Annotated in this window: 9 protein-coding genes; 3 read left to right on the top strand and 6 right to left on the bottom strand. The window is 58.9% G+C overall.

The window, feature by feature from the left end:
* Positions 1 to 764: 764 nt before the first annotated feature.
* Entirely contained in the window at positions 765 to 1,712 is a 948-nt protein-coding gene (locus ARTH_RS05005) for an HAD family hydrolase (protein ID WP_011690847.1), read from the top strand.
* 157 nt (positions 1,713 to 1,869) lie between these two features.
* Here the strand turns inward: ARTH_RS05005 and ARTH_RS23750 are convergent, their stop codons facing one another.
* The 4 genes from ARTH_RS23750 to ARTH_RS04985 all read right to left on the bottom strand — a co-directional run bounded on the left by ARTH_RS23750 (position 1,870) and on the right by ARTH_RS04985 (position 7,935).
* A complete protein-coding gene (locus tag ARTH_RS23750; RefSeq protein WP_156810618.1) occupies positions 1,870 to 2,409 on the bottom strand; it encodes a hypothetical protein in 540 nt (179 codons plus the stop codon).
* Between the two features lie 1,410 nt (positions 2,410 to 3,819).
* The gene (locus tag ARTH_RS04995; protein WP_156810617.1) at positions 3,820 to 5,193 is read right to left on the bottom strand and encodes a hypothetical protein; all 1,374 of its coding nucleotides are present in this window, start codon (positions 5,191 to 5,193) and stop codon (positions 3,820 to 3,822) included.
* Positions 5,194 to 5,480: 287 nt separating this feature from the next.
* Entirely contained in the window at positions 5,481 to 6,782 is a 1,302-nt protein-coding gene (locus tag ARTH_RS04990; RefSeq protein WP_011690843.1) for a hypothetical protein, read from the bottom strand.
* Positions 6,751 to 7,935, bottom strand: a complete 1,185-nt coding sequence (locus tag ARTH_RS04985) for a hypothetical protein (protein ID WP_232223585.1) — start codon at positions 7,933 to 7,935, stop codon at positions 6,751 to 6,753. Before ARTH_RS04985 ends, ARTH_RS04990 begins: the two co-directional genes overlap by 32 nt.
* 498 nt (positions 7,936 to 8,433) lie before the next feature.
* On the opposite strand from ARTH_RS04985, the gene ARTH_RS24520 reads away from it, so the two are divergent.
* Complete coding sequence (locus ARTH_RS24520; protein WP_083812664.1) at positions 8,434 to 8,685, top strand: hypothetical protein; 252 nt, start codon at positions 8,434 to 8,436, stop codon at positions 8,683 to 8,685.
* 544 nt (positions 8,686 to 9,229) lie between these two features.
* Here ARTH_RS24520 and ARTH_RS04980 read toward each other — a convergent pair.
* On the bottom strand, positions 9,230 to 12,385 hold the full coding sequence (locus ARTH_RS04980) for a DEAD/DEAH box helicase (RefSeq protein WP_083812738.1): 3,156 nt from the start codon (positions 12,383 to 12,385) through the stop codon (positions 9,230 to 9,232).
* Between the two features lie 173 nt (positions 12,386 to 12,558).
* On the opposite strand from ARTH_RS04980, the gene ARTH_RS23745 reads away from it, so the two are divergent.
* Positions 12,559 to 13,269: an 8-oxoguanine DNA glycosylase OGG fold protein gene (locus tag ARTH_RS23745; RefSeq protein ID WP_011690840.1), complete on the top strand. Its 711-nt coding sequence runs from the start codon at positions 12,559 to 12,561 to the stop codon at positions 13,267 to 13,269.
* Positions 13,270 to 13,527: 258 nt separating this feature from the next.
* Here the strand turns inward: ARTH_RS23745 and ARTH_RS04975 are convergent, their stop codons facing one another.
* Positions 13,528 to 14,085 (bottom strand): hypothetical protein, encoded by a 558-nt coding sequence (locus ARTH_RS04975; RefSeq protein ID WP_156810616.1) that lies wholly within the window; start codon positions 14,083 to 14,085, stop codon positions 13,528 to 13,530.
* Between the last annotated feature and the right edge of the window lie 216 nt (positions 14,086 to 14,301).

Raw genomic sequence — 14,301 nt, 5'->3', positions numbered from 1 at the left:
CACGCCTAACAGGCTCTGCCCCGCTGCGCCCTGCGGCCACTGACTCCGTAGTCAACTGCATCGTGACTGTTCCTTTCACGCCACACCCCCGGGCCACTGCCCCGAGCCGTCCTCTCAGTGAACTCCTTCGTTCATCCTGCAGGCTACAGAGACCATCCCACTTCCTTGGATTTGGGACGTTCTGCCCAATGGGTCCCAGCAACGGGCGTTAGGAAAGTTCCAACCCCTCTTAGCGATCGGCGGAGGGGCTGCCATGGACCACAAGCTGAGCCGGGGGAACGCCTCCTGGCTCCCCCAACAGGGGCTTCCTGCAAAACGAGTTCCAATCTCCGTCTGGTGTCACTAATCAGCTATATACTCCAGACATGTCAGCTCCGAATGATTTCCTCACCCGTCCGGACACTATTGGTCTAGCGGTTTGTGAACGCTGGAAAGATGTTGGTGAAGAGGCTGACCTCGTGAGCTGGAGCTCCGTAGTCGCCCAACTGGGTCTGAATGATCTAACACATAGAGGCATTGCCCAGGCTGTCCTAGTGCGCCATGCTCTGCGAGTCGAATGTGTCCTCACCCCCGCTCCAAACTGGGATGAGGTCTATCGGGGCGTGAATGAACTTTTAGACAAAGGCTGGGACGTCACCGTTCTCGCCCCACTAGGTTCCCTCGGGACCGCCCACGAGGCTCTTAGCGGCTTAGCAGCGGTCCTTCAAGGCTGGTGGGTCCGCGACGATCAGAGACTACACTTCAGCACGGAAGAAATTGCCTGAATGCCTCCCGCACTAAACACACAAAACATCATCGCGTTTATCTGGGACTTCGATAAGACCCTCACTCCCGGGTACATGCAGCAGCCTATTTTCGACAAGTATGGCGTGGACTCTAAGAGCTTCTGGGACGAGGTGAACGCGCTCGTTGATCATTACGCAAATCGGGGACTTCAAGTCTCGAAGGACACAGCCTACTTGGGTCACATACTGTCCTACATCGACGGCGGCCCCTTCGAAGGGATGACCAACCAGACGCTTCGGGAGTTAGGAGCTGACGTCCCACTGGCTCCGGGGATGCCGGAGTGCATGGACCGGATGCGTTCCATAGTAAGAAATGACGACAGATTCTCACACCATGCCATAACGGTTGAACACTACATTGTCTCTACTGGGCTTCGGCAGATGATTGAAGGGAACCCCATACGCGCTCACGTTGATGGGGTGTGGGCTTGTGAGCTTTTGTCCGACCCTCCAGGCTCGGGATATCTCAGTTCGCCGACGGCCGACGGCCAAAGCGACAAACTCACCCAAGTCGGGTACGTTCTGGACAACACGACCAAGACCCGGGCCATTTTCGAGATCAACAAGGGCGTCAACGCTGAGCCCTCCTTGGATGTCAACGCGCGAATGGACCCAGACGAGCGCCGGGTGCCAATCAAGAACATGATCTATATAGCGGACGGACCTAGCGATGTTCCCGTCTTCTCGGTGGTGAGCGGTAACGGCGGCAAAACCCTAGGAGTTTGGACCAACCCAGGAAACTATGACGGCGTTAAGGATCTAGAGGAAGACGGCAGAGTGCACAGCATCGCCAAGGCCGACTATTCAGAAGGTGAAGCAGCCGACATGTGGCTTACATCCTCACTCCGAAAGATTGCGTCCAATATCTGTGACGTCAGGGACCGCCGCTTTGCGAACATTAGCGGCCCAGCCGGCCACGACGTTTGACGGCAGCCCGAAGATAGCCGAGGGTCTTCCCTGTTTCTCGCTCGATCGAGCTAGACCGCCGATAGACCATGACTGGGAGCAGGGCCGCTCGGATGTGGTGAAGGACGAGACTTCAAATCGTTCCACGGACCCCTTAGGGCGCTCCGGGAGCCAAGGCTTAGCCCTCTTCCATGGGCTCTGGTCCGATACGCATAGCCTCGCGCAGCACCCGCACGGCTGCCCGTCGGGCGGGGAAACTATTGCGGGTAGTCAGGGTTCCCGATCCACTAGGGGTGACGACGCCGGCATTAGTCCACACCGGATTTTTCCATGAGAACAGGTCGTCTCCATCCGAGGCATGAAGCTCTTTGAACGCCAGCTCTGGGTCGATGTGGCGGGCGTACATTGTGGACATTGCGCCGATCATCCCGTAGATAGCCACGGCGGTTGATGTGATGTTGTTTTTCCGCTGCTCCTGGCGTGCAGGCGTGGATAGTTTGCCGAACTCGCGACGCACCTTCACCAAAGAATCCCAGGCACTGATAAGCCAACCCGATTGTGCCTCGATGTCAGCCGAAGTGACCGGTCCACCCTTCCATGACGTTTCAATTGCACGGCTAATGGTGTTGTATGCGCAAAGCTTGTGCGAGCTGGCCGAGACCGAGTTTGAAAGAACTTCTATGGAGCCGGAAATCCCCCAGACGATCCAGGCACCCAAGCTGCCAGTCACTCCCGTGCGAACTGCTCCCCCGGAAAAGCCGTGCCCCGCGGGAAGTGTTAGCGTCGGCCTCTCTGATGTGGCATTTACCGATGTACGGCCCTGGATTACGGGAACCCTGCAAACGGTCACCGGACACGGGTCGTATTACAACGGCACCAATGCCCCAGTCCTAGTGTGGGCTGGCAGTATCCCGTCTGTTAGTGGACTAAACCTCAGAGGTGAAAGCGTCTACACCTCCGGGCTAGGAGAAATTGACTACACTCCCTCCGCCGGCGAACCGTGGCCATCTAGGGTGAGCCTTGCGCCCGGCGAATCGCTGTACTACTCGTTCACGGAAAAAGACATGTCGTCCACAGCGTTGGCGGAGATCAGGTACTGGCACACAGAAACGGATTCGGTGTGGGTTGATTACGCGGAATTCGATCTCCACGTCCGGTGCGGAACAGTTGACGTAATTCCTCCAAGCCAGGGGAAGAGTATCCCCAACACCTTCTCGTAGCCTTACGGCTTGGAACTCCGCTCCCCCGGACGAGAGGACCCCCGTAACAGGTTGTGTAACGCATGGTGTTTGGCATTAGACGCAGGCCTAGTCGCACTGGCGCAGTCTCTTTACCATCAACACGAGGGACTACCTTCTGGGGAACTGTCATGAGACTGACAGACGGTGGCCCGCAGCGCTACGCAGCGGAATCGACCGGAGGTTCTAGTGGGCCCGCCGTACCGCTTCCTGTTCAGCCACTCCGCGCTGCCCCACGCTTGGCGACGCGACTGGGAACATTTATCCGGTAGTCGTTCCTCTGTCCACTCCATAGCTAAATAAGAGCGTTGTTGCGTTTAGTTGCGAAGGTCCGCCTGTTCCCCATAGGCGGGCCTTCGTTGTACCTCGACGGCGAGGATTCAGAAGACAACTGCGGGAATCGAAGTGAGTCGGAGCAGGCGTCTCAGTTCCTGGGAACCGGAAAACCCTCAATGGGACATTCCCCCGCGGAATCAGATCCGCTAAACGCCGCGTAATCTGGCGGTCCCGGATGTTGTCCCATAAGGTCCGCCACCATCGCCGCCAGTGGCAGGAACAACTTCTCGGTATGGTGCTCGAATGGATAGTGCGTACGCGCGAGTCTCGACAGCGAAACGGGAGGTAGTTCGGCAGCTGGACGCTGTGGCGGCCGCCGGTGACGAGGCTGCCGCCTTGCCATCGCGGAGCGGCATTGGAACCAACAGGATCGCCCAGCTTCTGAGCAAGGGCGGCGGAGGTGCTGGCCGCGGTGCGCAGCAGATGCCAAAGGCCACCTTCCAACCTCGATATCTCGCAGGGCACCGGCCGAGGACGAACCACGCTAAGCGAAGGAATGGCCCCGGCTCAAACTCCGGGGCCATTCCTTTCCTTTACTCAAGACGAAGATGCACTCATTCGCTCGGCGTTGGAACGGCTTGGCGTGACTGTATCCACGTGAGAACATCCGAGAGTCCCGCAAGGCCAAATGACGTCCGCAGGAATTTTCGGATGGCCGGCTTATCGTCCGGCTCCTCGTGTGCGTGCCGGAGCAGTACAAATAGGGCCGTGGTGTCGAGAATGAGTCCTTGCTGTGCTGCGAATGGTTCAATCTCATCAGCTCGGAGGATGCTGCTACGGACAGCGGGATCCTTTTCGATCTCCCTGTTCAGCAAGTACCACATTCCTGGGATGTCGTCGGGCTTCTCATCGAAAACGAACTTGGTGACGTATCCCTGCAGCACGGCCATCTTGCCGCCCTTTGCGTTCCCGGTAACACCAGTGGCGTCGCCCAGCACCAGCCATTTGGGATCGTCAGAGTCCGTGATCCTGAAGTCTTCCCGCCGCTCTTTGTCCTCCCATTCAAGATCCATATCTCTGACCTCGAAGCCCAACTCTTCCAATGCGTCTCGAACGGCGTCCTGTAGCGCATCGTCTTGTCCCCGGAGAAGTTGCCTACTCCCTGCAGTAGCTTTTTTTCGGGCCTCTTCCAGCTCTGATTCCAGTTGCATAAGAGACGCCTCGAACTTGGTCTTGGCTTCTTCAAAAGTCGCCGTTTCCTCGGCAATTCTCCGTGCGACGGCCGATTCGGCTACCGAATACCACTCCGAGGAGGCCCACCAGTCCGGGACACCGGGGAACTTTTTCGGATCCCGTCGTCGCCAGCTCGCAAACGCCGCAGTGATCCACGGCCCAAGGGTGCTTACCTCACTCGGGACGAACCACACTTCGCCCCGATTAGGGGCGCTTAGGGTTCCAGCCAGGACTATGCCCTGTGGACCGACGGCGAATGCATCCAAAACCACCCCAGCCGGCAGTGCCTTGGGGTTATCCAGCCCAGATTGGGCAGCTCGGCTGTCAGCTGCCTCAACAAGGGAGCTACGTAACTCGCGGTCGAACCCCTGCTTCACTGAAATCTCCTGCCCGGGAACCTCCCACCGGAGAGCTAGGGTTACGCCGTCTTCTGCGTTGTTCAGGCCCGAAACCCTGTCCAGCACTCCGTAGTCCCCCTGACGGCCTTCGGGCAACACTTTGAAGATATAGAGGTGATCCGCCACTCGTGGGTACTTGGTTGTAAAGGCATTCCTGGTGTCCACGGCCTGGTAGTCGGAATTAAGGATGAGTGCGTCCCACTCGGCCTGATCAACAGAGTCGAGATCGGTGATTACCTTCACCGTCCCAGGCAGGTCCACGTCTTCCTGGACTCTGGTGGCGAACCCCCAGTGGTCATCGAGGACTAGGGTTCTCGGGTGCTCACGTCGGTTTGCAATTGTGTGGATGGCTGGCAAGGATGGTCCAATCTAGTTGACTATGGTCCTCGGTTGATGAGTTTAGAAGATCAGCTTCCGTGAGCGCTGGTGGTATCCAGCCACGGCTCAACCAGAGATCGGAACACAATCTCCCACAGCCCTGGAACCGTCACGTTGTCAGCAAGATCCAAAGTGTTGCGACCCCGCCTGGTCAAGTCCGCCGCCATCGAAACATTTCCCGGCTGCAGGTAGCCCAGCGACCGCGAATAACCGCCATTCTGAACTAACGTGCGCGTGACCTGGATCGCACCCCGGGCGGCCGATCGTCAGTCAGGATCATTGAAGTCGAGGTAGTCCTGCCCTCTGAACTCGTCTGCGCCGGATCCAGGACGCTTCAACGCCAGAGGCGGAGGTGAAGCGACGTCAGCGTCCGATGGGACTGCATCAGACATGGTCTCTTCAGGTTGAACCGCCAGGTTCAGTAGTGTCTCACTAGCGTCCGGGGAGAGTGCCGCGTGCCCCCGAAGAAACGCGCACACCAATGACACCGAATGCTGGAAGTTTAGGTTCGACAATTGAATACGTTGCGCAGCCATTGTTGGAACCGGACGGTTCAAACCGATTCGCTCATGGGCAAGGAAATCGATCTGCCTCGGTAAGTCCGAGGCCCGAACCCATCTAGAAAGTCGCCAAGCCAGTTCCGCGAATGAGTCGGCGTAGGCAGGCGGTACTGGGTCGAATGCCCCCATCGCCCCGGTTCGTACTGCGGGAGTCGCCTTCGCCGCAACGAGAAGACCTGCAATGAACTTATCGATCGACTTGGAAAGTTGCTTCATCTCCGAACTGGGCACCACTCCATCGGCCAGTCGCGCTGCGACAAACGCGTCGAACTCGAACCGGGGTCGAAGCCGGGCTTCGCTGCAAATGTCCACTAGCATCAGCGAAAATACACTGACGGCCTCTGCCAGGAGCCACCTCACGGCCTTCTTGTGGTCATCTTCATGTCCGACTACCCACTGCTTCGACAGGGTCTCGATAACGCTAATCGTTTGCTTGACAGCAGTGAAGCTATCTAGAAACCACACTTTGGATCGCAAGAAGCGAAAGATCACTTCCAGTTCTGGTTCACTTTTCGTATATTTCCGTACCCACTCGACCAGAGCGAAAGCGGCCGCACCATGCGACCCAGATTCCTCAACCTCAGCCATGAGGAGGGCTTCCTCCCGACGCGAAAGGTCCGACAGCGTTTGCACGCTGACGCCGAGTTCTCGCCCAAACTTACGATTCTGCTCGGTGACCTTGCTGTTTATGGTCAGCTCGGCAGCCTCAGCGCCAACGAACGCGCGGAGACCGCGCTGCCAAATCATCCGGTCGAGGGCTTTAGGTGCCGACTTCCCGGAGCCACTTTTCGATTCACCAATGAACTTGCGCATCCTGAGGGCGGGGTTGAAGTCGAATGCCAAGAGGTCCAGGTCTGTTATCTGTGTCAGATCACCACCGTATTCGGCCTGCACGTCTATGCCTCTTTTGGAGTAGAACCCCTCCCAGAACCAGACCTGTGCAACTCTCGCCTCAACCTTGTCGCCATCCGTTGGCTCACTTGAAAGGGACTTCTCTTCGTGAGGCACGCTGAACCTCCTCTCGCAGGCGAAGGACTGCAGACTGAACTACTTCATTAGCGGCAGCGTCGTCAGGGATCACGGAACGGTCATACTCCGGGGTTGTAAATCTACTTGGCGCACGACTGAGTTTCACGGAACTGGCGGAACCCGCTTCAGAATCAAGCGTTTGCTCCAGCCAAGCCAGACCTCCCACGGCAATCTCTTCTTTGACTAAGTTCAGGAATGCTTTACCAGATGACTTGTCTACAGATACGATGCCCTGCGCTTCCAGCAAATGGTAGTCCGTACCGATGTTCGTTGCCGGCCCCACACTCCCTCGCTCTATGAGGCGCTGAACGAGCAGTGCTGGATCATAGATCCTTCCGCCGCCAGACTTCGCCTTTTCGTGGCCGTAAAGGATATGCGCCACGAAGAGTTTCCTTTGGTGAAGTGTCTCGGTGGTTTGGAGTTTGTCGTCTTCCAGTTCAAGCGTAGGTGAAAAGATGTAAGTTTGAGGCTCTGAGCTCCCCGATGATCGCACCGTGGTGGCCTGAATCAGGCCCACCTTCCGCGCCGCCGACATGATCCGCGGACTCGTATCGACAACATTGTCCAAGGCCAATCCTGGTGAGCGAGCAGCTTGTTCGCAGATGCCCAGCATTACGTCGCGCTCATTGGGGCCGAGCGACCTCAGGAAATTTGCAATCTCTACCTGCCCCGAGCCCCAAACATAGGGGTTGAAGATCACGTGCTCATTGAGAATGGCAGACTTTACCCGTTGGTTCACGTTCAAAGCCAACGACAACGTGAGCGCATCAGCCACTTGCTGTGAGTCGAATCCTCTTCGGACCAACTGATCGAGATGCTGGGTCTTCGTGAGGGGCGCGAACGCCGCTACCTCCACGGAGTGCAATAGCGCAAGCTCCTCGCCCGTTGGATCATAGGCTTGTAGTAGCTTGTACGTCTGGTCGATGAGCGTACCGCTGAGCCCCAGGAAGTCGTTTACGGAGGCTATCTGCCCGTCTTGAAGGACGTAGTCGGCAACGTCAGCCTGCTTCAGCTTGGGGAGCACAATGTGCTGAAGTTCCATCAGCCCGATGTTGGCCTCGGTGGCAAAGTTCTCGATTGCTTTCGGGCCAAGCCGGCCACTAAATCCGTGGATCCGGGATATGAAGTCCATAGATTTTCCGGTGAGCACGAGCCTCTCAATGCGAGAGGCGAATCCTGCGGGGAAGTACGGCGATGCTTGATGTATTCGGACGACGGCTCTACCCAGGCGGCGTATTGTGCCGTTATCTGTTTCGTGTTTGTCTGTCACCGACGCCGTTCCCCCGCTTCTGAAACCCTGCTTGAATCCAGAAATCAACGTACCAGACCGCTTCCATACAACCTTAAACCTCGGACTTCGATCGCGCCCCACTCACGGAAATTGCGGCCTTTGGGAGGTAAACCAGGGACCGAGATACGCTGGGCGCCGTCGAACCCGCGCCACCTCTCTGCCTACAGGCAGCCGAATTCACTTCCATCGCGGCGCCCCCTCGTCACTCAACAGCCACGTGTCATCAGCGCACACCTCTGCTCCTGGTCGCCTTCCAAGCGACGCGGGGACGACAATTTGACACCTCGGACGCCGCCTCCAAAAGCACTATCGTCTTCCATATCCTGAACTCGTCGCAGCATAAGTGCCCACCTGTCGAAAATCCATTCCAAGGACACAAAGCAAGAGCTGAAACTGCGCCAACTGCTCCACGGAGCGGGCTACATCTTTCGCATCCACTTGAAAGACATTGCACAGGTGCCCAGATCCCTCGATCTAGCATGCGACCAGGGACGTTGGGCGCAGGGAGCACAGGTCCTTGGTCCGGATCACCAGCTTGCCGCTAGAAGAGACGGGCTGATACCAAGGGAATACCAAGGGACCGTGCCATAACTTCCCTGATCTCAGCCGATCGAGGTGAATTCGCCCTATTCATCAGACACAGAACCGCCGACGCAATGGCTGGGAACTACCGGGTTCTAGCTAGCGGCTCCGGCCGGCGTCGTTCCGGTGACCTGTCGATCTCAGACGAGAGTTCTACTTCAAACCGCTGCTAGCAGTCACGACGACCGGACCAGGAAGGCGAACCTCCAGGACCGTGCATCACGTATGGGCCTCCCTGTGCCATCTGGAGGATCTTACTCGTCTGTCGGCGGTATTTGGGCTATAGCACTTAGATGGAGCCGCGGAGGGGCGCTGAGGGGCTAACCATAGCCTCGACAGGCCCCCCACCCGTGCCAGGCGCAGCCATTTAACAGCCACTCTTCAGAGAACGTGGCGCTTTTTCAGGGAATCTAAGAGACGCTGCTCGTAGGTGAGTGGTCTCCCGGACGAGAAAAGCCCCCGGAATCTCAAGGATTCCGGGGGCCTGGTCTGTAGCGGTGGGGAGGCTCGATCTCCCGACCTCACGATTATGAGTCTTAAGGTCGGTGGCACATCAGTTAGCCACAGCTGCCGCCGTCGCAAACACGTCCGCCGGCATCGGCCGATGCAGTTTCCAGGTGATCGCGATCGGCTTCTCCCCTGCATGCTGCACGTAGTCCACCTGCCCGAGGCACGCGTACGGAACCGTCAGGCCGGTCTCGTCCTCCGAAGTGTCCCTCGTGAAGATCAAGATTTTCGAACCATGGGATTCCCGGTTAAGGTATCGGCGTCCAGTCGGGCTACCGGGTGACGTCGCGTTCTGCGACTCCCAGTGGAAGAGTTCCGGACTGATGGCGTAGTCCTTGTACATCGTCGTCGCCGAGTGCTTCCTGTCGTCCTTGTTGAGGGTGACGAAGAAGGCATCGGTGGACGTCGCCGGGCACCAAGCCACACCCTCGCGGTGTTGCACGTTCTTGCCTAGTTCCAGCGATCCATATTGCAGGGCCGCCAGGACCTCTTCGCGCCGGTAGGTCGCGTGTGAGAGCAGCGGAACGTGTTGTAGCCCCGCTCCCAAGCCCTTGGCGGCATGCTTGGAGGCGGCCACCCCGAGCTTCACGATCTGGCGGATCTCGCTGCAAACAAACTGATAGCCGCGCAGGTAGTCCAGTCCGGCGTCGTACGACTGGAAACCGCCGCCGTCGTCCCACAGCGTGTAGAACAGCATCCGCGCAAACGTCTGCTCACGCATGCCAAGCTCCGCGTAGCGGGGCGCACCGGGGCTGACCAGCATCGAGTACGCCTCAGCACGTTCCGGGTCGTCCACGTGGATGAGCGCAGCCATCCGGCCCAGGAGCTTCTTCTCATCGGCATCCGAGAGCTCCTTGATCCTCCCGCTGAGAACTGCCTCCAACGGCGAGAAACCCTCGATCAGCCCCGCCTGGCGAAGGTAACCGGTCCAGGAATCCCTGGTCGAACGGTAGATCGACTTCACGTCGTTCCGGGACTGCTCCAGATAAGCCTCCAACTCGGTCTCCGCGTATGAGGCAATGTCCCGGACCAGCTGTGCACGGTTGAACCGCAGCTGTGCCTTGATGTTGTCCAGCACCACCTTCTGCGCCACCCGGTCTAGCACGATCTGCGAGCCCGATGGCAGATAGGGGAACTCGTCCTCGACAGCCTTTTCCAGCTCCTTGCGCCTGTAGCCGGTCAGAGCCCGGTAGCGCAGGTCGAAGCGGAACTCACGCCGTTGCTGGCCGATGAAGTCCATCACGGTCAGCACGGCCTTGCCCTCGGCACGGCGCAGCCCACGCCCCAGCTGCTGGAGGAAGATCGTGGCGCTCTGCGTGGGCCGGAGCAGCAGGATGGTGTCCACCTGCGGCAGGTCCAGGCCTTCGTTGTAAAGGTCCACGGCGAAGATGCAGTTGATCTCCCGCCGGCGGAGGCGCTCCAGCGCCGCTGCGCGGTCGGCGTCGTCGGTGCTGCCGTCGACCGCAACGGAAGCGATACCTGCCCGGTTGAACACTTCGGCCATGTAATGGGCATGCTGGACCGAGACGCAGAAGCCGATGGCCCGCATCTGGTCCGTGCTAGTGACTTTGTCGCGGAGTTCGCGGATCACCTTGGCCGCGCGGGCGTCGTTGCCGGTGTAGAGATTGTTCAGCTGAGTGGTGTCATAGTTGCCGCGCTTCCATTCCAGCTGGCTCAGGTCTACGTCGTCGGAGACTCCGAAGTAGTGGAACGGCACCAGCAGGTCAGCGTCCAAGGCGTCCCAAAGCCTTAATTCGCTCGCCGTGCGCCCGTCGAAGAACTGCTTGGCGACATCGACACCGTCGCCGCGTTCCGGCGTCGCAGTCAGTCCGAGAAGCTGTTGCGGCTGCAGGTGGTCCAGCAGACGCCGGTAGGTGGGTGCCATGGCGTGGTGGAATTCATCAATCACGACTACATCGAAGAAATCTGGCTCCAGCTGTTCGATGCCGAGCGAGGACAGCGACTGGACGGAGGCGAAGATGTGCTTCCACTGCGCGGGTTTGTGCTCGCCGACGTAGAGTTCGCCGAAGGCGCCGTCCTGCATGACGTCACGGTACGTGCGCATCGCCTGTTTCAGGATTTCCTGCCGGTGGGCGACGAAGAGCAGCTTCAGATCGCGGCCGGCAGCCTCGCACAGGCGTTTGTAGTCGAGGGCAGCGATGACAGTCTTGCCGGTGCCGGTGGCGGCGACCAGCAGGTTGTGGTTGAAGCCTTTGAGCCGCTCTGCTTCCAGCTCCTCAAGCATTTCCTCCTGGTGGAGGTACGGCTGGACTTCGAGCCCGATGGCTGCGTCCGGCGCTGCGGTGCGCCGGCCGCCGTTGCGCTCCAGGGCAGCATCGAGCTTCTCGCCGTCGCGTTCTGGATCATAGCTCTGGAAAGCACGCTGCTCCCAGTAGCTATCGAACGTGACCTCGAACTTCTGCAGGAGAGTCGGCGTGCCGACGGAACTGAGCCTGACGTTCCATTCAAGACCATCGAGGAGGGCAGCTTGGCTGAGGTTGGAGCTCCCCACGTACGCGGTGTCGAAGCCGGAGTTGCGGCGGAACAGCCAGGCCTTTGCGTGGAGGCGAGTGGCCTGAGTTTCGTAGTTGATCTTCACCTCGGCGCCGTAGCGGTTGAAGAGTTCGTCGATAGCGCGGCGCTCCGTGGCGCCCATGTACGTGGTGGTGAGGACTCTCAGGCGGACTCCCCGCTCCTTGAGTTGCTCAAGGGCGGGTTCGAGCAGCCGGAGGCCCGTCCATCGGACGAAGGCACAGAGTAGGTCCACGGAGTTGGCGGACTCGATCTCGGCCCGGAGCTCCGCGGCGAGATTCGGCTCGTCCTTGCTGTTGGTCAGCAGCGCCGAGTCACTCAGCTTGGTGCTGGGACGGCGGAGTTGGCGGCGCTTAAGGGCGTCCGGGCGATGGAGGGATTGAAGCTGAGTGGGGCCGTCTGCGATTCGGTCACTGTGCTTCAGCCCTAGAAGAAGTCGGTTTGCTATAGCCACCCTGTCCGATGGCTTTGCTGAGGAGAGGGCCTGCCGGACGGCGTCGACGACGTGGCGAGAAAGAATGTCCGGAGCGTCTTCATTGTCAATGTCAGCGAAGGTTGGCTGGAGTTCGACTTCCTGGTCAAGGCGCTGACCAAGTAGTTTCGTGTTCAGTAGTTCATACAAGCCCTCGGGCAGCTTCTCCGCCGCCACTCCCCCATTGGAATTAGTCACTGCGCCAGGGTATTTGGTGGGTGAGGGAAAGACCAACCGGACATTTCCTGAAGTCCCGCTAAGCTAAGCGCATGCCAATTGTGGACGACGAACATCGTCCTCCGCCCCTCCTCAATTCGGCTCGCCGAGCCAATGGATCCGGCCACGCCTCACCGAGTGATAGGACCTGAGCTATGTCCACCAAATCATTGCCAATGGACCAGATTTTGAACGAGCTTCGCAGCTATGATCGGTCCGAGCACATCCTGAATCATGGATTTGATTTGGGAACCGCCTGGTGGAAAATCGAACTCAGGAAGGCTGCTTGGACCCCCTCCGGACCGCTGGCCGAACCGACAGAATCCGTCCGAATCGACAGGCGGCGCCTATTCGGTATGGCGTCTGAAATACATACTGGCGATATCGATCCGGTGGACTTTACTTTGAGCGTTGTTCTCTGGGGATCGGGCAGTTCACGCCGGAATAATCGCGCCAGAATTCAGTCGATCGTGGATGTCGAGGGCCGTGTAGCTTTGCGGCAAGCTCTGGAATTGGCTAGCACAGACGCTGAGGCATCGTTCGCAGCGTTCCGGACAAATGGCCGCAACGCCTTCGCATATCTTGGGCCGGCCTTCTTCACGAAACTGATGTACTTTGCCGGGGCAGGAAGCAAGTCCCATGATGCCTACATCGTGGATCATCGTGTGCTCCAAACTCTATCCCGAACGCCCGCCGGGGCAGGGCTACGGGCAATTCATAACTATGGCCCAAACACCTACCGGCGAGCTTGTTCCGCTTTGGAAGTGATTGCGTCAGCGGCGCGAGTTTCGGGGTGCCCCGAGCTCGCAGACTGCACCGGCGATTTAGTGGAGCGCTGGGCCTTCGACGTCGCGGGCGCTTCCTAAGGGACCTCTGAAGGACTGTGCTCAGATGCCCTATTAAGCTGGCTTGGCGACCTTGCCCATGACAAATAGCGGTCCAGCAGAGTCTAACCGGCTAAACAAGAGAGACTCGATGGCCGCGTCACGTCCGCTGTCCAACCCCAGCTTGGTCCCGAACAACACGGCGGCTGCACGCCCTGTCGGCACCAAAATAGGTACTTCTGCGCCAGACAACGCTTGCCCTGTGTATCTGACGACTCTACAGTCCCAGAGATGCCTGGATTATCTAGCCTTCCGGTTCTGCGCAGTACGTAGCTTCGCTTCAGCCTTCTGCTTGGCCTTCCGAGACACCGGCTTGTTTCCCCTTACATTGAGTTCCGCCCACATGCTAACCAGCAGATTCAGGCGTTCCTGATCGTCTTGACCGCAGTCGTCGTCGGCCGACTCCCCGAGTTCATCCCAGAGGACATCAGAGTATGCGTGTGTGAAACAGATTCCCACACGGAGCGCGTCGGGGAGGTCCGCAATTGTCACATTGGACAGTGTTCCGCGAACCGTTTCGCGCCAGCTATCAGTCGCCTGCCGAGCGATGGCCTGGAAAACGTCGTCATCCCCACCGCTTATGTCTTGTCCAGCGCCTTCGCGCATTTCAGCCACGTCAGGTGAGATCATGGCGAATGCCCTCCGGTAGTCGTCACAGTTGGCGCGGGCATGGGCGGCGGTGTGTGCCGCCACGAGGTGCTTGGCCCCGCTCACAGTCACAGTAGCGGTGACCATGACTGCGGGGCCGTCCGCCTTGGAAGCTGGCTGCCCCAAAGGCGAGCCCTCGGCGACCGCCATCCCGCCCTGTCTGCAATTGGGGCACAACCAATACAGACTCGGTGCGGCGGTCATCATCTCGTGCGCGAGCTGGCTGTCGTAGGCGGCGCCATGAGCGTCAACAGAGGCTATCCATTCGGGGAGTGTACGAAACCACGCCAGATTGTTGTCCTGGCAGTGTGGGCAGGTTTGGGTCGGCATTTTCGGAGGTCCTTACTGGAGGCGGCAGGGTATCTA

It is taken from the genome of Arthrobacter sp. FB24, from assembly GCF_000196235.1.
Taxonomy (GTDB): domain Bacteria; phylum Actinomycetota; class Actinomycetes; order Actinomycetales; family Micrococcaceae; genus Arthrobacter.
This window is presented reverse-complemented; position numbering and strand designations above follow the sequence as displayed.

What these genes read in the sequence shown, in the direction of transcription:
- ARTH_RS23745 (WP_011690840.1), top strand. Translation starts at nt 12,559, where the DNA reads ATGTCCACCAAATCATTGCCAATGGACCAGATTTTGAACGAGCTTCGC.
- ARTH_RS04975 (WP_156810616.1), bottom strand. Translation starts at nt 14,085, where the DNA reads ATGGCGGTCGCCGAGGGCTCGCCTTTGGGGCAGCCAGCTTCCAAGGCG.
- ARTH_RS05005 (WP_011690847.1), top strand. Translation starts at nt 765, where the DNA reads ATGCCTCCCGCACTAAACACACAAAACATCATCGCGTTTATCTGGGAC.
- ARTH_RS04985 (WP_232223585.1), bottom strand. Translation starts at nt 7,935, where the DNA reads ATGGACTTCATATCCCGGATCCACGGATTTAGTGGCCGGCTTGGCCCG.